Consider the following 18,038-nt stretch of genomic DNA (forward strand, 5'->3'; position numbering starts at 1 on the left):
GTTCAAATCCTATCCCCGCAACCAAGTCTTAAGCCCTTGAGAACGCATCGTTTTCGAGGGCTTTTTGCTGCTCCCAATTTAGCTGGAAATTTCGCTCGTGGAAGCGCCGTGGAAGCGGCAGGAGGAAAGTCGCGGCGTAAAATCGGCGGAGGCGGAGACGACGCGATGAATCAATTGTGATCGTGGATCGATGGCGACCGCCACAACTCGCGCCAGATCACGGCTCGCAGGGGCGGGGGCGAAACCCTCTCTCTCCGCGCCGCGAGGTGCCGCTCCACGACCTTCTCATCACGTGGGATTCGACTACGACAAGTGCCGTGGCGACAAACGCACCAGCCGACGCCGGCGCCGGAAGGAATCAAGCCGTGCCTTTGCGCCGCGCTCTCGCCTTGTCGATCAACGGAGCGCGTTCGACGCAGAAACAATTGGCATGCCGAGCCTCGGGAAAATCGGTTCCCCGCTGCGGCCCCCAGAGCAGGTTGAGCGCATATCTCGGTGCAGGCTCGGCACGTCCCTCACTCAGGTGACGGACGAATTCGGTTGCGATCATGCAGGCACTGAAGCATGCGACGAATGGGACCGACGGAGCGAATCCCTTCTCTTGGTTCTCGTCGGACAGAGCTTGGGCGACGCCCTCCGATACGACCGAACAGATCTTGCGCCCAAGGCGCGCGGCGAGCCACGCCTTCTTATCCTCCGGCGCCGCGTCAACGTGCGCCAGCGTGACCGCGGCTTCGCCATCGCCGACGACCGCTTCCCCCAATCCGGTGGCCCGGCTCGCAATGGTTTCGGATCGCGTCGTCGGCTGCCGGAATAGGCACATGAGGCAGGCAACGTCCTCGCCCCAGGGATGGCAGCTCACCTGGCAGCTCAGGTCGCTGCCGATGGCGCCGTCGATCACGAGATCGGGCCAAAGCCGCTGGACCTCGTGACGGGCCTCGATGTTGTCAAGCCCGTTCAGCGCGACCGTCGGGTAGGGCAGGGTCGCGCCGAATTCCTTGGCCAGCGTTTGCACCTCCGTGTGCCGGGGCTGGGAATCGAACTTTTCCTTCAGCAGTTTCGCCATGAAGTTCGCCTTCGGGCCGATGAAGCCGCTCGCGGGCAGGCAAATGCACGTGCCCCAGTTCTCCTCGCCATAGTCCTGACGGTCGACGACGACCGCCCGGCCCGTGATCGGCAGACGGGCGAGCAGATACGCGATCCCGTTGCCGATCGCGCCGCCGCCGACCAGCAGAAGGTCGCTCACCGTCAGGTGGTCGGGCAGCGGCGGCCCTGGATCGTCGCCGACGGATGTATAGGTCCAGAACGAAAACGACAGGCCGTCGAGGAGCTCACCCTTGCCCTCCTTCAGGGCGATGAGGCGCTTGAACACCTCCGTCACGCCGAGACATGCGGCGCCGAGTGCACCAATCGGATTGGTTTGGGAGCAGTCGGCAGCGAGGCGCTGCCCGGTCGAGGAGACCCTTGCCCGCCATCCGTTCGAGTTCACCACGGTCCAAGGCAGGTCGCATCGCGCCTGAGTTCCGACAGACAAGATCGTATCGAAAGCTTCGGCGACGACGTCGTCGCGGAAGTTCACCGGCGTGATGGCGGTCTCTCGCGCGAGGCGCTCCAGTTCGGTCCGCAGGCCGCCGCACTCCCCAGGAAGCGCGACAGTTACGTTGCGACAGGTCCTGACCAGTAGCCGCAACGCCGCCAACGCGATCTCGGTGCCGTTTGCGGTACGAAGCGGGCAAGTTCTTCGGCACGCTTTGCTGGAGGTAGACCGAGAAGCGCGAATGGCGTTTTCATCGGATCGCCCACATGATCGAAACGGTCGCCCAGCCCCGCATTCCTCTCCCCGAGGAACGTATGTCGGCGGACCCGCCGCAGGATTTTGTCCGCGGACGGTCCGTAGGGCGGAGCGGCCTTGGACGTTACGGGTGCGAAGACCGCGGTCGTCTCAAGGACCGTCGGACTTCTCACGATGATGCTGGCGTCCGAAGGCGGGCGTCCAGGCGAGGCCGCCATCTGCAAGTCCAGATCGCGCAGCCTTATCTCGATCATTTCGAGCGAGTTGTGCGCGAGATCGGTTCTTTTCCAGTCCTTGGAATGCGCATCGTTGATTGCTGATCTCGCCGCCGCCGCGATGTCAGAAGGATTGACAAGGACCAGCCGTGCGGCCCAGGTCGCCCCATCGCGCCACGGCCAGTATGCGAAGCTGGCGTGCGCGAGATGACCCATCCCACGGGCTTCGCGAAGCGCGACGCACGCCGCGACGAATGCGCCGCCCGGCGGCTCTGGCCACGTCATAACGACCCGGTCGCTTCCGTCCTTGATGCATTCAAAGATAGCATCGATCACCGCGCGGCCCGCGTCTGCGAAAAGCCATTCCGACGGCTTCGCGCGGATGGCGAAACGCGTGCGAGTCGCCGTGGAAATTCCCGGCCGCTCCAGCGTGGACGTTTCCCGGGCTTTCTTGCTCGCGGCCGCGAGCAGGGTACGGGCTCGATCAGCATGAGCTCTCTGCTGGGCCTGCCTCTCCGCGGGATCCAGACTTCGAGTGCCCTGACCGGGGGAATTGATACGATGGTTCTTCACGCTGCAGCCTTCGCTCGCATCGAGGCGGCGGCGGACAACGCGTATGCCAACTCGACGGCCTCCTCAAAGTCCGCGAGCCGGCTCATGGCGGTTTGGAGGCAGCTCGGATCCGGCAACGGCAGGTTCTTCAGCGAACCAACTGAGATGCTCGTCGAGCCGCCAATACGACGATAGCGTCGGTCGACGGCGGCACTGTTCAGGAGTTTGCACAGCAGCTTGAGCGCGGGACGTCCGCCGTTGGGTGTCAGCAGGATAGTATGGTTCTCTGTTACAAAGCCGCGATACTTCTTGACGACCTTCCTGGGAATGACGGCGGCAACCAGTCTTTTGGCCTGTTTGCTGTTGGTTGTTCGCTGAAGAATTATCGACGGCGTCCGGACAATGCCGGCGGTGGGCACTTCAAAAGTTACGAAATCGACGCCGCGATGGGTCTTGCTGGTGGGATGGCACTGCTTTCCGGGGCGTATGTTCTTCGCCCAGAAGAGCGGATAGGCGCCAGGCTTTCTGGCTCCGCGACTGAGACGGTGCTCCTCGCGGTTCCAGACGAAGTATCCAGCCCTTGGCGTTACGCCGTAGTCGGACAACCGCGATACGCATCTGTCCATTGCGCCGCGGTCGTCTCCGGTCTGATCCGGTATAATCCATGGAGAGGTCTGTGCCGTGCCCGGCGCGGAGATTATTCCACTTTCGCTGAACCGCCATTCGCTGTCTATCCGACCGCATGACGGAACAAAAAGCTTGGCGGCGCCAGGCGCCTTTGCCCGGAAGAGCGACACGCATGTATCCTGTTGGACATCGTGGAAGACGTCCTGTCTTTCGAGGATATCGACACGCAGCACCTCGGCCCGCGACCTAATGCTTTCCCGCAAACGCGCGAACAAGCCGCCGGAGAGGAAGCTCGATGGTGAGACGACCGCGACCAACCCTCCTGGCTTCACGAGACGGAATGCGAGGTCGATGAAAAGAGCGTAGCGATTTATGTGTCCGGGAGCGGAGACGGCGTCCCAGTCGGGTACGAATTCGGAGTTTGCATTTAGAATCCTGCCGTAGGGCGGGTTGACGAAAACCGCGTCATGTCGGATCGGATTTTGGCCCAACCGCAGCGAGTCTCCGACCCTCAATATGGCTTTTTGAGCTTTGCGGTCGAACGGTTCGCCGAGGCGGTCGCAGACGAGGGCATCTCCCAGGAGCGCGAGATGCGGATCGATCTCGATTCCGGTGAGACGCGTCCGTATGTCCCGAACGTGACAGCCAAGCTGAACCATTCTCCCGGCAATGCTGGATACGAAGGCCGCTCCTCCCGCGGCCGGGTCGATTATTCGGGCCTTCGTGAGATCGAGCCCAGCCAGCTCAGATCTTTGAATAAGATGACGAACGATTGCCGGCGGAGTGAAACAGGTCGCCTTTTCTCGCCGCAAGGACGTGTGGATGAGCAGGGTGTAGAACGTGCTGATCCAGTAGTGCCTCTCGTCAATATCGAGAAGGGCGAGCACCTGCGAGAGATTTTCCGTCGCTTTCGCGAATTTCGTGCCGGTTTGCGAAAAGCCGTCCAGCAGCGACAAGGCGAGCGAGAGCCGCGTACGGGGTTGCAACTTCTCGATGGAATTGAAAGATGCCTCGATGCCAGCGATCGCCGACCTGAGCGCGGCTCGCACGTCATTTGCGGCGGCTACCGCCGTCTGATTGCTTTTTGCAGCGCCCGTCACATCCCACCCCGATCCAACTCTAGCGCCTGCGCCGAAATAAGGACACAACAAAAATTGTGTTTTACCCGAAATGCAACTCGGCGCTTAACTCGCGAAATGCTCGTGCCAAGGATTGCTTCAGACGGCGTGGAAGGCGTCAATGAGCACCTTCGAAGAGCCATAGCTTTCAACATAAAAAGGGGACACGGAAATGGTTGGAATCCGTCGCATCATCACCGCGCTCGAATCTGCGGCCGCTAGCGGACGTCATGTATCGCCCAGCGTATAAACTGTCATGCGAGGTTCGGTTGACACCGCCTATTTCAGCAAGTCTTCAATGCTCACATCTTCAAACGGATTCGGAATAGCTCGACGCGTCACAAAGATGCCGGAGATCTTGGTTGTTGGGAAGCGCGCCTGGAGCGTGTCCTTCATCGCCCTGAAATGGGCACCAGCCGTTAGCATGTCGTCCACGACGCCAATGTACTTTGGGTCGCCGGGCCCGCATAAGGATTCGTCGATCTGGTAGATCGCTTTTAATTGGTCGGGCGTTAGCCGCTCACCTTCGTGAACAGCGTCGGTTGATTGGGTCTGAACAACAAGCTCGCGGACATCGACCGTTGCTGTTGATTTTATCGCGTTGCAAATACGCGTTATGCGATCGTCATATGCAGGATCGGTCTTTATCTTCGATGGCGGTGTTGGCACCAGCACTGCCTCTTCCATCCATTTCGGATTGAGTGCTGGCCCCATATCTGCGGCGCAGCGCTCGATGGCGCCTGCCTTATATTGATAACCGCCGGCACCCCTTTTCTTTTTCAGATTGTAGATGAGTTGGTTGGCTTCGCCGTCATAGCCAGCGCCGGCGGTGTATTCATATAAAAAGAAGCAAACGTCGTCAGACGTCAGGTAGTAGTGGTCCGGTAGATTCGTATCATCAATCTTTCGAAAGCGGACCGTTGGCACCGAGGGCCTTCCAAATATCTGACGGTTCTTTAACGCGGATCGCGCCTTTGCTCTCGTAATTGGTAGGCCAGGAAATGTCATTCCTCGCAAAACAAGAATCGAGAATGAATAGCTTGCGTCCTTGCTGCAACGCAGCTCGCGCCTGCGTGAGTGTGCCGCTGGTGTCACTTGCTTCTACTATCACCGTCGCCTCTGTGAGAGCGCTCATGGTGACATTGCGCGCGGGAAAAAAGAGCTTGTTCTGAGGTACATGCTGATTTGCATACCGCAATACTGGCACTTGCGAGATCAGAAGATGGTTTGTCGCAATTCGACGTTGTAGATCTTCGTTCTCTTTTGGGTATGAAACGCCGATCGGAGTTCCGATCACTGCGATCGTGCGGCCGCCTGCTTCGATCGCCGCGGTATGCGCCGCAGTGTCAATCCCATTTGCGAGCCCAGAAACGACTGTGAACCCTTTGGCCACGAGTTCGCGTGCAATTCTGCCGGCGCGACGTTTCCCTTCTTCAGTTGCATCGCGACTACCGACAACAGCAACAGAGCGGGTTTCGGTAAGCTCCCACGTGCCTTGGAAATACAGCATCTCAATCGGATATCGAGCATCACGCAGTTTCTGCGGATAATTGCCTGCATGATGTATTCGAACGCCGAAACGGGAAACGCCAGCCTTCGACAGACGCCGCACAACCTCCCGAGCACGTCCGTGAGCCACGGTCGGCGACACAAAGTCGGAGGGCACCGCCGTTGGATCGGCGGCGAACTTGTCAGCTATCGATTTGAACGTCGCGCCTTTTTGAAGCCAAAGCTCTTCGTATGCACCGAGCTCACATAGAGGCGAGATCGGCGCGACGGCAGGACCGTCATCAGATTTTGCAAGAAGTGCGGCGTTCATCGGTTTCCTATAGTCATCTTCGTACGGCGATTCGGGAATAGCAAACCCTGCCTTTTGACGACTTTCCAGCGCGACTTATGTTCCATCAGCCAACCTAGCACAAATGCCTAACAGACTGTTTTCACTTGAATTTGTATGTCTGTAAGGGACCAAATTGGATTGACACAAAGGTCGCCCCAGCATTTCGCTGGCGACTTCGTTCAGCTCCCTAGCTGACGACGGCGAGTCTCATCGCTCGACCTTCGCCAATGAGTCCGCGCCTTGACTAGTTGGGCCGTTGGTTGATTAACAGATTGCCGACCGTCTCCTTGACGAAGGCACGGACCTTCCTTTCTCGCGCCGCGGCCATCGGCGCCAATGGCATGGTACCCGCTATGTCCAGCAGTTGTGCCCTCATATCCGAACGATAGCCGTCCGGATCGTCCGCCATCGTGGCGATGATCTCGAACATCGTTTTCAGCATCAATTGCGTGGATACATTGCTGGCGATGTAGCGCGCCGTCGCTGTTTCTTCGTCTTCCGCCATGGTGTGCTCCTCTACAACGCACTCAGATCGTCCGGCACGTCGCCGAACTTCTTGATGACCTTTGCATCGCCGAAATCGCCCGTCGCGGGATCTCCGGTCCGGCTGAAGGCCACAGCTCCTACATGGCCCGGCTTGCGCGACAAAGCTTCCGCGCGCATGACCACCGCGACTGGGTTCAGGCATTCGGTTGGTTCGCCGGCCGCAATGCCATCGTCGGCCGCGATAAAGGGCAGCGCCACGAAGTAGGTTACTTCCGTCACGATTCGCTCCTAGCCGGAATAGGTCTGAAACCGCCCGCGCACGTAGGCGTGTGAAACGGCCTTCATCAGTTCGCTCACCTCGGATTCCAAATATTCATTCGCGACGATCAACGCCCGGATCGCGGACCGCATGTCGCCGCCGCACGCCGCGATGGCTTGATCTACCGCAGCCTCCAGCCCGTCCGCGTCCTGTGCTTTCGGCTGTGAATCCGCGGACATGACGCTGTTCCCGGTTGACCGGCTGGCGACTATGTTCCTATTTTGTTCTCATGGAGTCAAGCCGGTCAACCCGTCGTTTCAAGCCGCCCTGGACCCTGATCCGGGAGAATTCGGAGTGCTACACTGTCCAAGACGCCAGCGGCGTCACGATGGCCTTGGCTCTTTGCCGCGATGACAAGCAACGTTACAGCGTCAGCGCCAGCAAACTCACCTCGGAGGAAGCGCGCCGGATCGGAAAGGCTATCAGCCTCGCCAGTTCATGATGCAGCGTCAGGGCTTTTAGGCGCGTGGGGGCGGGCCTCGCTGGCGGGCCGATCGCCGTATCACGTCGCCCTGGAGGACACCGACATTCGCGCGCAAAGCGGCGGGAAGAGCGTGATCGCCTTCTCCCAAAGATCCTGTCGGGACGGATAGAACTCAACGATCAACTTGAAAAAAAATGACGTGATGCGACTACATCGGCAGCGCCAGCTGTGGTTCTGCGTCGTCGACATGCTGCAGCGCCGATAGCGAGACTCCCAGAAGCCGGACCGGCTTGGGGACCGGCATCTCGTTCTGCAGCAAACCGACCGATAGGCCTTCCAGTTCGCTGCGGCTCGAAACCGCGACGGGGACGGATTTGCTGCGCGTGATAATCTCGAAGTCGTTGAACTTCACCTTCAGCGTCACCGTGCGTCCCCGGTTGCCGGCGCCTTCGCAGTATCGCCAGACCTTGTCGATGAGCTGCTTCAGTTCAACAACCATGGCGTCGAAGTCGGTGAGGTCGGTGGAGAACGTGTTTTCGGCGCCGACGGATTTGCGGATCCGGTCGGCGCGGACCTCACGGTTGTCGACGCCCCGCGAGATCCAGTAGTAGTAGCTTCCGGCCTTCCCGAAGTTTGTCTGCATGAATTCGAGCGACTGATTACGCATGTCGAGGCCGGTGTAGAGGCCGAGGGCGTTCATCTTGGTGCCGGTTGCCGGCCCGATTCCATGAAACTTGCCGACGGGGAGGGCTTCGACGAACGCCGGCCCCATCTCCGGCGTGATGACGTACTGGCCGTTCGGCTTGCGGTGGTCGGAGGCGAGCTTCGCAAGAAACTTGTTGTAAGAGATGCCGGCCGAAGCGTTGAGGCCTGTCACCTCCTTGATCTTCGCGCGGATCGCGCACGCCACGTCTCGCGCCAATGGAATGCCTTGCAGATTTTCGGTCACGTCGAGGTAAGCCTCGTCCAGCGACAGCGGCTCGATAATCGGGGTGTGCTCGGCGAATATCTCGCGTATCTGCTGGGAGACCGCCTTGTAGACCTCGAAGCGCGGCTTCACGAAGATCAGGTCTGGGCATTGCCGCTTGGCGGTTACCGAGGGCATGGCCGACCGCACCCCGAACTTGCGGGCTTCGTAGCTGGCTGCCGCCACAACGCCCCGCTCCTGGGATCCGCCGACGGCGACCGGCTTACCGCGGAGATCCGGATTGTCCCGCTGCTCGACGGACGCGTAGAAGGCGTCCATGTCGACGTGGATGATCTTGCGCTGGCGGCCCGGGGGAACTGCCTGGTCGTCATCGTTCTCGGTGGTCACGTTGTCTGCCCGGCTGGATCTTCCTTGACGCCGCGGGCGACGATTTTGAGCGACCCGTCCGAAAGCGGTCGCTGTAGCTTCAAGACCTCGTCCGGAGGGGCCGTCATCCAGGTCTCGACTGCTTGCGGCGTCGTCAGGATCACCGGCATCGCCTTGTGGTGGATGGCGCCGACCTCGGCGTTCGGTTCCGTCGTGAGGAACGCGTAGAGGTCGTTGGTGGTCTCGCCTTCCTTGACTTTCCGGACGGACGTCCAGTTGGTCCAGATGCCGGCGAAGCAGGCGAGGGGACGGGTCTCATCAAGCGCGAACCAGATATCGCCGCCCTCGGCCTTGTTGAACTCGCTGAACGAGTTGAACGGCACCACGCAGCGGTTTTCGGTCCCGAGCCATCGCGTCCAGTGCTTGCTCTTCACGTTGCGAATGTTCGTCGTGCCGCCGTCCGGCTCCATCCGCAGCAGTTCCTTGAAATCGACGGTCTTGCCCTTGTCCTGAAGCTTTTCGGCCCGTTTCTTCGTGGCGTCCATCAGTGCCTTTGACGACGAAGGCATTCCCCACCGCGCCGTAGCGAGCTCGCGGCCCTCGGCCCCGTTGCGCACGATCGGTGCGTTGTAATCGGGAAAAACCCCCGGCACCGGCGCCAGATTGCCGACGTATCGGTTCACGACGCGAAACAGCGCGATGATGGCGGCCTGGTTTGTGGTGATCGAATAGAGATTGCAGATGTGGACGGCCCCCCACTTGTCAGGATGGTAGCAGACTTTTGACCTGATCGCTTGCTCTCAGATGTCCGGCCTGTTTGCGCGGACAAAGCCCGCTGGCCGAGATGGTGTTCGCTACGCACGTTCCAAGCACATAGGCGACATTGATGATGCCAGTGTAATCTACGGAAGCTCGCGCGTGTCGACCGATCGGTCCTTCCATCTACTGCGTCCTGCAAGTTCGTGGGCTATCCGCCGAGCAACCTCGCTCGCGGCGCCAATTTCAGATCAGATGGGCATGGCGGCTGCCGGCCGGTTGTACACGCCGCCCGATATCATCAAGCGCCACGCGATGCGGGCGAACCTATTGGCCAAGGCCACCGCCACCAACTTCGGCGGCTTTCGTTCTAGCAGCGAGGCGAGCCAGGGTGTGGGCTTATGACGACCCTTTCGGATATGCTTCAGCAGCGCGGTCGCGCCGACGATCAACGTCGATCGGAGCACCGAATCTCCAGCCTTTGTGATACCGCCATGTCTTCCCCACTTGAATGGGTTCTAGTTATCTATCGATAGTTCGATTAGCGCAGACTGCAAGTCAATCAGCCGGCCCGGCCATCTTCGACATGGCCGACGTCGTTTTGTGCAGAGCTGGCCCATTTCGAGCAAGAGAACGGAGACTACAGACCCACGGGCCCTGCCTCATGCCGACCCGTTGGTAGGGGGCAAATATGCCGTTCAGCTCCTGTTTATAAATCCAGCCGTCGAAAAGTAGCCATCGACAAAACTGCAACTATTGATAAATTTGTCACTTTAGTCTTAGGGGCCGATTATGCGGGCGATAATTTTTGTTGCGTTGGGGCTTTCATTGGGCGGCTGTACGGTCATTCCACACCTTGAAGAAGACGGCATCGCAATTGCCCACATCGTCCAACGAGTGAAATGCGAGTTGGCCTACGCCGTCCCAGATTTCAGGGGTCACTACCCGAGCGGCGATTATCAATGGATGAGGTACTGGACCGCCAAGGTCGACTTGACGCTCGACGTCAACGACCTGTCGTCCGTGAAACCCAATTCAAGCTATGTAACACCTGTCTCTCAAGGAACGTTCTCAATCGGCGCCACCGGAGAATTGTCCACCCAGGCACAGCGAGTCGAGAAACTCAGCTTTACACTTTCGATGAATGAGCTCGTCGAAAATAGAAACAACACCAATTGCCTTCTGCCATTCCAGCTCGGCCTGTTAGGAAATCTAGGGCTTCACGAGTGGGTCGTCTCTGCGCTTGCGCCTACGGAAACCGGACAGCTTAAAATAGGCTATCATCAGCCGCCGAATGGCAAAACGAATCCAATCCCCGGTCCCGCCACAGTGGATGCATCACAAGAACCGGGTTACGTGTCTCCGGCAAAACGTTTGCTGAAGGAGGCATTCGCGGCTCTTCAGAAAGGCGAAAACGGGACAAAGCTAGCCAGAGAAGCCGCTCTGCGCGCGCGGGCGCTCGCACTCCAATCGAAATTCCAGGCTACGTACGATGCGGTAGATGCTGCCTACGGATACGTCGAAGCCACCTCGAAGCTGCTGGAAAAGGCGAATAATCTCGCATGGCAGGCAACTGTCGCGGATCGAGATGCGAAAGAGCAAAAGGACAAGCTGCAGGGTAGTGATCCCGACCTGCTAAAAAAGATACAGCCCGCAGCAAAGGAAGCTAGCGACGAGGTCGCCAAAGCTAAAGCCACTGCCAAAGCAGCCTGGGAGTTGCTGCCGCGAGACGCTCCTATCGATTCGATCACTCATACCGCAAAGTTCGTCGTTACCCTAGGCGGTAGCGTGACGCCCAACTGGACCTTGGTGAAGTTCAAGGGGCCGGGCCTAACAGCGCCGTTTGCGGCAGCCTCGCGAGTCCGTACCAATCAGCTGGACGTTGTTCTCGGCATGCCGGCGGTCGCTGGCGGCAAGGAGCTGTCTGACGAGCAAAGGCGGCAATTGTTCGATATTCAGCTCGACTCCTTGCGGCGATCCTTGGTCGTATTCCAGTGAGAGCGAACGAACAATCGTAGGGCCCTTCAGAAAATGCGTACGTCAGCGGCGCTGCGAGGAGGCACATTTTGCAGTTTGTGAACAAATTCTCCGCGGCCTAGATGAGGGACAATCCAGCGATGGTGCGCCCTCATTCGGCAACATCAGATGGCCTCCAATCCAGACGCAGCATTCAGACGCTGACTGCGCTGGCCTTTGCCGTCTGTTTCTTGTTCATCGGATTAATGGGGATGGCTGTTGCCGATGAGATCGTGCCAGTTGGGATTACCCAAGAGGAACTGTTCGGCACCATGCTGCGCAGCTCCAAGTGGAAAAAAATGCCCATCGGCGTGTGCTGGGAGAACCCGTCCGACAGCAATGCAGTCAAGCGAGCTATCGTCCGGCAAGCCGTGGAGGAGACTTGGGTCGCCCATTCGGCCATCTCTTTTACAGGATGGGATGACACTTGCGTTGAAAAGACGCCGGGCGTTCACATCCGAATCTCAGATGAAGAGCCGCACACCCGCGCGATGGGTTATTACCTGGACCAGTACCCGTCCGGCCTGATCTTGAACTTCGAATTCACAAACTGGGGCAGGGATTGCATGCAGAAGCGCGACTTCTGCATCTACGCTGTGGCCGCTCATGAATTCGGGCATGTACTCGGCTTCACGCACGAGCAGAATCGCAACGACGCGCCGCCCGAATGTAAGGCAGAACGTTCAGGTACCGTAGGCGATTACAAGGTGACCAGGTTCGATCGCGGCTCCATCATGAGCTATTGCAACCCGAACTGGAACGGTGATGGCAAGCTGAGTGAGCTAGATATTCAAGCAGTTCAAACCGTTTATGGCAAACAATGAAGCTGTTGCACGCAACCACCATTGCCGCGGTCCTGTCAGTCGCATGGTCGGCTCCGCTCGCTGCTGAATCGCCTGCGGTCCGCATCTTCGCCAACCACAGCGAGCGTATCGCTTACATCGAGACAATCGGAACTTTGTACAATGGCACTGTCGAGCGGAATTCGGGCTCGGGCATAATGATTGGCGGCAGCCTGATCGTCACAAATAATCATGTCATTCCAGATGCCGACAACTTTCGAACCCTCCAAATGTTTGTGCGGCTTGGATCCCGCACTCTTCAGACGCCAGCGCTGCAAATCGCTGCGATCCAACGCGACCCGGATCGAGATCTGGCAGTGTTGAAGCTGGCACAACCTGTCGCAATGCCAAATAATTCGGCTTGTCCCGTGCCGCTCCTCGACAAGGAGAGTATCGTGCCGATCGGTTCGTCGTTGTTCGTGCTCGGCTATCCTGTCGATCAAGATCTCAGTGTCACGGACGGTATCGTGAGCAACAAGAGCGGCCCGAGCGGACGCTGGCAAACGACTACTCCCGTCAATCCCGGCAATAGTGGCGGCCCGGCATTCGGCGAGAGTGGCATCCTGGTCGGCTTTGCCGTTAGCGGAATCGTCAAATGGAAACATGGCGACGATGAAATCGTCGTCCAAAACGTCAACTTCGTAATTCCGACTTACAATTTGCTTCAGGGTCCCTTAGCACCGCTGCTGGATGAGCTGCCGCCACCGCCACAGCGCTGCTGGCGGCTGGCAAGCGCTCCGGCGCCTCTTGATCTTTCGGCGTTATCTAATTCGGTCATCAAGACATCCTCGTTTATCTGTTCGACGACAAGCGAAGGCACGCCTACGTGCTCCACTATTCCCTTCCCCATCAATGCAGTTCGATTGCCATCGCGCTTCTCACATAGCTTCACGGTGGCTCGCGCGAAAGAATTGCAACTGGGAGGTCCGCCGAAAGATTTCAGCAGTTACGATGAGGCCTTTGCAGCAGAACCTGGATACACCATCACAGACTGCCGCCCCCAAATCTCGAGTACTAACAATGCTGACCAGATAGCTTGTAAAGTTAGCAGCGATAAAAGAAGCGCAAACCTAAACTTCCGGCTCGGTAGTGGCTGGGGCTTCGAGCGAACCACCGGCTGGCTTCATGCCACCGTGACGCTTGTCCAAAAAAGGAACGACTAAACAGGAAACGTCTTGCAGCTAGCGCGCACGATTGGACGACTCAATCAGCATGGCAATCATTACCTCTGCCAACACCATATTCACCGTCGGGCACTCAAACAGATCTCTATCTGAATTTTTCGATATCCTGAGCTCAGCTCAAATAGGCATTGTGGTCGACGTACGACGGTTCCCAGCGTCGCGCCGGCCCCCCATTTCAACATCGGCCCACTAAGAGACGAACTTCAGGCAGCTGGGATTTATTTGTCGTGGCGAAGCATCGGGCCATCTATCCTCCAACTTCAACGATGGTTGGGCTCCGGGATCTCTCCGCTATTATGCGGACTATGCGGGCAGCCCATCCTTTCAGAAGGCCCTGGATCTGCTTGACTGTAATTCGGCGTACTCTTGGACCCCGTATCGGCGTCAAAGCTTGACCCCCAGCTGGCACTGCTGACACCGTTGAACTGCCATCGGAAAGTTCATCGCGTGCGGGGTCAATGTTGGAAGCCGATAGGGGTCAAAGTTCGGCGCCTATTCACACACATCCGCTCGTTCGAGCTTTCGCAAAGCAGCTTATCCGCTTGCTGGATGAGGGCTTCCCCCTTCGCCCGCGTCTCCGCCGATTGGCTAGCCAGGATGTTCGCCATCGCGCGCGCCTTGCCGAGCTCTTTCGCCAGAGCCTTGCGATCACCGCCCGACACGGGCGTAGGGTGATACTTCGGAGCCATCCGGACATCCAAGTGCAAAGAGATCGGATAGGCGATCCGGAGCGGGTTACGGCGTCTCGAACGCCGGCCAGCACCCGTCTTCTTCGTGTCTTCCGGTGCGCTGTTGGCAGGTGTTGTCGAGCAGCCGTTGCGCGACGTCCTTCCAGACCGCGTTGCCGCCATACAATCGGACTGCATCGGCGGTCTGGATTTCCACGGTCCGCTCGCAGCGGCGGCAGGAGATCCGCAGCACGTGGCGCTGAATTTCGGATAGACGTCGTTGCCGCAGCTGGGCTCCGGTCGCATCGGCGCGAGGGTCTTTAAGGACCGATTCCCAGTATTCGGCCGGGAGGGGCGCATCCGGAGCCGCAGCGGAGGGGGCCCGACTGCGGACGGCTTCTGCGGCCAGCTTTTCCATCTGTTTCGGGGTCGGCATGCGCCAGCTCACGGGTCGGTCTGTCATCCCGAATTAGAACATAAAGAGAACAAAAGTCGAGTCCGCTCACGACCGCGCCGAGAAAAAATCATCCTATTCGAAGGGTCGCGATGTCGGAACCAAGCCGGGTCGTTCGTCTTGAATCCGGCAATCAGTATTGGAGTTCCCCGTCATGGCCCCGCGCGCTAACTGGAAAGGCTTCCTGCTAGGACAGCACAGACGGCCCATGGGCGCGCGATGCCATCAGTGAAGCGCCGAGCGTCAAAAATCTTGGATGAGTACGGTGCAGCGCAATCCAAATTGATCGGCAAAGCCGTCGTGCTTACCGACGGAAAAGCCGGCACGGTGGTGAACGTTTGGCTGGATGAATTGCACGGGCTCCGGATTTCCATCGAAGGTCATGAGGGAAGATGGCCGGTCTCAACCATCAAGTTTGAGTCCTAGCCCGCGCATCGGCTGCGCGTTGCCCAGATCGCGCGCTCCTTTCAAAGCATTCCAACCAAAATGAAAAGCCCGACCTCGGAAAGGAAGGTGCCGCTCATGATCGCGACCGTAAGGAACACGTCGCCCGGCGAGAGTGAGTTCATGAATGCCTCGCATCTTGCGAAGCCCCGGGAGAAATCATTCAGGCTGGAAAATGTTTCGGTTCCAAACGCAGGCGGCGCGACATCGCAGGCTTGGCTCAATATGAACGAAGGCCGCCAACTGAGGCGTGACAAAGGGATATGGATTCATTCAACCCGACAGCGGGGGCAAGGATGTTTTCGTGCACATCTCGGCCGTCGAAAAAGCGGGACTGAGTAGTCTCAATGAGGGGGCTAAGGTGAGCTACGAAGAAATGAGCAACCGTGGCAAGACGTCCGCCGAAAATCTGAGAGTCGGATAAAGTTAATTTCCTAGGTGACAAAGCGAACAGACCCTTGTGGCTATTCTGACCTAAGGTGTTCGTTTCATCATTCGGAATGTTGCGAATCGCCCGGCCAAAAGCCCGGCTTTTCGTTTGGGAAAGAAACGGCCCCAGCTGGGGATGGGCTGGGGCCGTTATTCCAATGCGCCAGGCGGGACTGCCGGCGCCAACATCTGAGCAAAACAAACACTGGGACCAGATGCGATGGATCGCAGCGCGACGCCCTCAATAGCTAATAGCTCAAGGAGCTCTAATTTTGCCGGCACCCCACACGATTTGGGAGCGCATCGCGTCAAAGGCACGGCGCAAGTAGTTCGAAAGCGTTCTGTTTAAACGCGTTCTGCTGCGACCGGCTTATCAGGGACTGTAAGCGGACTTTGAGCCCATTTCACCGCAGGGTCGTCACAACTTATGCATTGGAGCTCGGTGCGGCCGGAGATGGTGACAACCGGGACCACACGTTTTCCGCATTTCGGGCACCGCGTTACTCGATCCATGAGATCCTCCCGATTACCTCTAACTGAACTTTCGAGAGCAATTCATGCAGCATAGACCCGTGATCATGAGACCTGGAGTCTAATCGGCGACAAATGTCGAGGTCAGGTTAGGCTACCTTTGTTCCCGGACGGTTTAGCGGGGCCTGGAAAATCTGGGCGACCCACCACTGTTCAAACCTTCTTTTGAAGATCCGGAGGGATGATACTCATACCCAAAACTCCGCGTTGGCGTCGCCCCGGTCAACGGTCATCAACGCGCGCCCTGCTTAAGCCGTCCACCTCAATCGCGCTATCTCTTCGAAGGCTGGGCTTTCGGTAGTGTAACCGACGTTGCAACGGACGGTGCCGGGATATTGGCAACCGACTGCTGGAGGGCGTCGAGCTTCTCAGTAAGCGTCGCAATTTGCTTGGAAAGCTTTTTCGTCTCGGCCTGCTGAGCTACGAGCTGATCTTGAACGATTTGCAGTTGGTCGACGGCCTGCTGCTGAGTTACCTCAAGCCCCTTCGTCGTCTCGATAAGCTCGTCTGAAGCTCGCGGCGCGGCTTCCTTGCTTGCACTAAAGGCCCACACGGTCCAGCCGCCACCGATTAGGACGAACGCGGCGACCAGAGGAATGATCAGTTGCCAGCGAGCACGTACAACAGCATGACCCAATTGCGGTTTGCGAGAATATGCCGCGTCAACCATGGGGGACCTCTTTAGGTTTTTGCCACGAGCTTCCCAACCTTCAAGATACCGTCCTTCAAGATACCGGACTTAAAGACAGCGCACACAAACATCTGTATGCGGTCATCGGACAAACATTGGCACGGAAAGCACCAACCAATTGAAATCATTGACGCTCTTTAGCGCCGTCGTGTCGCACAAGTCAATGCAATGAGTTAGCAAAGAGGCTCCGCGCGGTAGCCATCAACCACCAGCGGTGACGAAAAACCAACGCGGCCGATGGGCACCTAAACCGTGCGGCCCCCTATCGGTGGAGGGGGGCCTTTTGGACTATTAGTGGCAGGTGAGCTCTCAGATTTTCCAAGCTCCAGTGCGCCGAGGAGGGTGATCGAGTAGGCGCGCGGTCATTTCGCCTATTGGCACATCGCGTCAGTTAGCGCGGTGCAGCGACATGTCCGAAGTTGCGGGTAGACCGGAAGTAACCGGCCTGCGGTCAGAACGTCGCTAGGACCCATACCGGACATCACGCCTGCGTACTGGCAGCCCGTGGCGGTGCGAGCCGTCCCTTGCCTGAGCGGAAACAGGAACGGCCCCGACTCTCTGCAATGAAGCTCAAGCGCCCACGGGCGAAATGGCTGAGACCCCGCCGTCGATCAGGAAGTCTGCTCCGACGATGTACGCGGAATCGTCCGAGGCGAGATAAACCGCCAGCTTCGCGATTTCCGACGGATCGGCCATCCGCTTGCTGGGATTGTTGGTTGCAAGGACGCCCTTGACCGCGTCGCCCTGCTCTTCGCCTGCGAAGCGACCGAACATCGCCGTGTCCGTCGGGCCTGGGCTTAGGGTATTCACGCGAATCCCGCGGCCGACGAGCTCGGCGCTGAGGATTCGCGCGAGATGGACGACCGCGGCCTTGCAGGTCGAGACGGTCGAGGTCGTCGGCCACCCCTTGCGCGCGCCAACGGACGCATTGATGACGACAGACGAGCCCGGCCTGAGCAGCGGCAAGGCCTTTTGAATGGTGAAGTAAGCCCCTTTGAAATTGGAGCCTATCACCATGTCGAAGCTTTGCTCTGTCACCTCTTCGAACGGCAGGAACTCGCTGTAACCTGCATTTACGAACAGGCCGTCCAGGTGCCCGAACTCCCGCTTGATCGTGGCGAACATCGTATCGAGGTCGGCGAGTTTGCTGACGTCCGCGCGAACGGCGAGACTTCCGGCTCCCAGCGTCCCTTTGGCCGCCTGCAGCGTCCTCTCATTCAAGCCGCAGATGGCGACGCGCGCGCCCTCTCGGTCGAATTCCTGCGCTGTGGCCAGCCCGATCCCGCTGTTACCGCCGGTGATAAGGATATTCTTGTCCGTTAGCCTACCCATTGTCATCACTCCTTATTAAACATA

Annotated in this window: 18 protein-coding genes and 2 pseudogenes; 6 read left to right on the forward strand and 14 right to left on the reverse strand. The window is 58.5% G+C overall.

Translation table 11 applies throughout. The features are described from left to right. Nucleotides 1–358 precede the first annotated feature (358 nt). The 10 genes and pseudogenes from V1283_RS12770 to V1283_RS12815 all read right to left on the reverse strand — a co-directional run. Nucleotides 359–1,699, reverse strand: coding sequence for a ThiF family adenylyltransferase (locus V1283_RS12770; RefSeq protein WP_334386839.1), 1,341 nt, complete (start codon nucleotides 1,697–1,699; stop codon nucleotides 359–361). 877 nt (nucleotides 1,700–2,576) lie between these two features. Beyond that, entirely contained in the window at nucleotides 2,577–4,286 is a 1,710-nt protein-coding gene (locus tag V1283_RS12775; RefSeq protein WP_334386840.1) for an Eco57I restriction-modification methylase domain-containing protein, read from the reverse strand. Nucleotides 4,287–4,583: 297 nt separating this feature from the next. Beyond that, a complete protein-coding gene (locus tag V1283_RS12780; RefSeq protein WP_334386841.1) occupies nucleotides 4,584–5,231 on the reverse strand; it encodes a hypothetical protein in 648 nt (215 codons plus the stop codon). Then, nucleotides 5,203–6,123 (reverse strand): DNA-processing protein DprA, encoded by a 921-nt coding sequence (locus tag V1283_RS12785; protein WP_334386842.1) that lies wholly within the window; start codon nucleotides 6,121–6,123, stop codon nucleotides 5,203–5,205. Before V1283_RS12785 ends, V1283_RS12780 begins: the two co-directional genes overlap by 29 nt. Before the next feature lie 265 nt (nucleotides 6,124–6,388). Further along, the gene (locus V1283_RS12790; protein ID WP_334386843.1) at nucleotides 6,389–6,649 is read right to left on the reverse strand and encodes a hypothetical protein; all 261 of its coding nucleotides are present in this window, start codon (nucleotides 6,647–6,649) and stop codon (nucleotides 6,389–6,391) included. 11 nt (nucleotides 6,650–6,660) lie between these two features. Further along, entirely contained in the window at nucleotides 6,661–6,909 is a 249-nt protein-coding gene (locus tag V1283_RS12795) for a hypothetical protein (RefSeq protein ID WP_334386844.1), read from the reverse strand. Nucleotides 6,910–6,918: 9 nt separating this feature from the next. Next, a complete protein-coding gene (locus V1283_RS12800) occupies nucleotides 6,919–7,128 on the reverse strand; it encodes a hypothetical protein (protein ID WP_334386845.1) in 210 nt (69 codons plus the stop codon). Nucleotides 7,129–7,581: 453 nt separating this feature from the next. Then, entirely contained in the window at nucleotides 7,582–8,688 is a 1,107-nt protein-coding gene (gene dinB, locus V1283_RS12805; protein ID WP_334386846.1) for a DNA polymerase IV, read from the reverse strand. Beyond that, nucleotides 8,685–9,410: an SOS response-associated peptidase gene (locus V1283_RS12810; protein ID WP_334393041.1), complete on the reverse strand. Its 726-nt coding sequence runs from the start codon at nucleotides 9,408–9,410 to the stop codon at nucleotides 8,685–8,687. Before V1283_RS12810 ends, dinB begins: the two co-directional genes overlap by 4 nt. A 264-nt stretch (nucleotides 9,411–9,674) precedes the next feature. After that, nucleotides 9,675–9,923: pseudogene (locus tag V1283_RS12815) on the reverse strand (IS110 family transposase); the annotation flags it as partial. 292 nt (nucleotides 9,924–10,215) lie between these two features. On the opposite strand from V1283_RS12815, the gene V1283_RS12820 reads away from it, so the two are divergent. From V1283_RS12820 to V1283_RS44695, 4 genes are all read left to right on the forward strand, one after another. Further along, complete coding sequence (locus tag V1283_RS12820) at nucleotides 10,216–11,421, forward strand: hypothetical protein (RefSeq protein ID WP_334386847.1); 1,206 nt, start codon at nucleotides 10,216–10,218, stop codon at nucleotides 11,419–11,421. A 101-nt stretch (nucleotides 11,422–11,522) separates the two neighbouring features. Beyond that, nucleotides 11,523–12,263 carry a M12 family metallopeptidase gene (locus tag V1283_RS12825; RefSeq protein WP_334386848.1) on the forward strand — a complete coding sequence of 247 codons (741 nt, stop codon included), beginning with the start codon at nucleotides 11,523–11,525 and terminating at the stop codon, nucleotides 12,261–12,263. Further along, on the forward strand, nucleotides 12,260–13,444 hold the full coding sequence (locus V1283_RS12830) for a S1C family serine protease (RefSeq protein ID WP_334386849.1): 1,185 nt from the start codon (nucleotides 12,260–12,262) through the stop codon (nucleotides 13,442–13,444). The genes V1283_RS12825 and V1283_RS12830 overlap by 4 nt, the downstream gene beginning before the upstream one ends. 49 nt (nucleotides 13,445–13,493) lie before the next feature. Continuing rightward, nucleotides 13,494–13,658 carry a DUF488 family protein gene (locus tag V1283_RS44695; protein ID WP_442895735.1) on the forward strand — a complete coding sequence of 55 codons (165 nt, stop codon included), beginning with the start codon at nucleotides 13,494–13,496 and terminating at the stop codon, nucleotides 13,656–13,658. 310 nt (nucleotides 13,659–13,968) lie between these two features. Here V1283_RS44695 and V1283_RS12835 read toward each other — a convergent pair. Both V1283_RS12835 and V1283_RS12840 read right to left on the reverse strand, forming a co-directional pair. Next, nucleotides 13,969–14,154, reverse strand: a pseudogene (locus tag V1283_RS12835) (hypothetical protein); the annotation flags it as partial. Nucleotides 14,155–14,200: 46 nt separating this feature from the next. After that, nucleotides 14,201–14,596 carry a hypothetical protein gene (locus V1283_RS12840; RefSeq protein WP_334386850.1) on the reverse strand — a complete coding sequence of 132 codons (396 nt, stop codon included), beginning with the start codon at nucleotides 14,594–14,596 and terminating at the stop codon, nucleotides 14,201–14,203. Nucleotides 14,597–14,806: 210 nt separating this feature from the next. Between V1283_RS12840 and V1283_RS12845 the strand changes: the two genes are divergently transcribed. Then, nucleotides 14,807–15,013 carry a PRC-barrel domain-containing protein gene (locus V1283_RS12845; protein WP_334386851.1) on the forward strand — a complete coding sequence of 69 codons (207 nt, stop codon included), beginning with the start codon at nucleotides 14,807–14,809 and terminating at the stop codon, nucleotides 15,011–15,013. Nucleotides 15,014–15,281: 268 nt separating this feature from the next. Continuing rightward, nucleotides 15,282–15,455, forward strand: a complete 174-nt coding sequence (locus tag V1283_RS12850) for a cold-shock protein (RefSeq protein ID WP_334386852.1) — start codon at nucleotides 15,282–15,284, stop codon at nucleotides 15,453–15,455. An 807-nt stretch (nucleotides 15,456–16,262) separates the two neighbouring features. On the opposite strand, the gene V1283_RS12855 is transcribed toward V1283_RS12850, so the two are convergent. Then, nucleotides 16,263–16,661: a hypothetical protein gene (locus V1283_RS12855; RefSeq protein WP_334386853.1), complete on the reverse strand. Its 399-nt coding sequence runs from the start codon at nucleotides 16,659–16,661 to the stop codon at nucleotides 16,263–16,265. 591 nt (nucleotides 16,662–17,252) lie between these two features. Then, nucleotides 17,253–18,014 (reverse strand): SDR family oxidoreductase, encoded by a 762-nt coding sequence (locus V1283_RS12860; protein WP_334386854.1) that lies wholly within the window; start codon nucleotides 18,012–18,014, stop codon nucleotides 17,253–17,255. Nucleotides 18,015–18,038: the final 24 nt, after the last annotated feature.

This window comes from Bradyrhizobium sp. AZCC 2262 (assembly GCF_036924535.1).
In the GTDB taxonomy this organism is placed as follows: Bacteria; Pseudomonadota; Alphaproteobacteria; order Rhizobiales; family Xanthobacteraceae; genus Bradyrhizobium.

What these genes read in the sequence shown, in the direction of transcription:
- V1283_RS12785 (WP_334386842.1), bottom strand. Translation starts at nt 6,123, where the DNA reads ATGAACGCCGCACTTCTTGCAAAATCTGATGACGGTCCTGCCGTCGCG.
- V1283_RS12790 (WP_334386843.1), bottom strand. Translation starts at nt 6,649, where the DNA reads ATGGCGGAAGACGAAGAAACAGCGACGGCGCGCTACATCGCCAGCAAT.
- V1283_RS12800 (WP_334386845.1), bottom strand. Translation starts at nt 7,128, where the DNA reads ATGTCCGCGGATTCACAGCCGAAAGCACAGGACGCGGACGGGCTGGAG.
- V1283_RS12820 (WP_334386847.1), top strand. Translation starts at nt 10,216, where the DNA reads ATGCGGGCGATAATTTTTGTTGCGTTGGGGCTTTCATTGGGCGGCTGT.
- V1283_RS12825 (WP_334386848.1), top strand. Translation starts at nt 11,523, where the DNA reads ATGAGGGACAATCCAGCGATGGTGCGCCCTCATTCGGCAACATCAGAT.
- V1283_RS12830 (WP_334386849.1), top strand. Translation starts at nt 12,260, where the DNA reads ATGAAGCTGTTGCACGCAACCACCATTGCCGCGGTCCTGTCAGTCGCA.
- V1283_RS44695 (WP_442895735.1), top strand. Translation starts at nt 13,494, where the DNA reads ATGGCAATCATTACCTCTGCCAACACCATATTCACCGTCGGGCACTCA.
- V1283_RS12840 (WP_334386850.1), bottom strand. Translation starts at nt 14,596, where the DNA reads ATGACAGACCGACCCGTGAGCTGGCGCATGCCGACCCCGAAACAGATG.
- V1283_RS12845 (WP_334386851.1), top strand. Translation starts at nt 14,807, where the DNA reads ATGCCATCAGTGAAGCGCCGAGCGTCAAAAATCTTGGATGAGTACGGT.
- V1283_RS12855 (WP_334386853.1), bottom strand. Translation starts at nt 16,661, where the DNA reads ATGGTTGACGCGGCATATTCTCGCAAACCGCAATTGGGTCATGCTGTT.
- V1283_RS12860 (WP_334386854.1), bottom strand. Translation starts at nt 18,014, where the DNA reads ATGGGTAGGCTAACGGACAAGAATATCCTTATCACCGGCGGTAACAGC.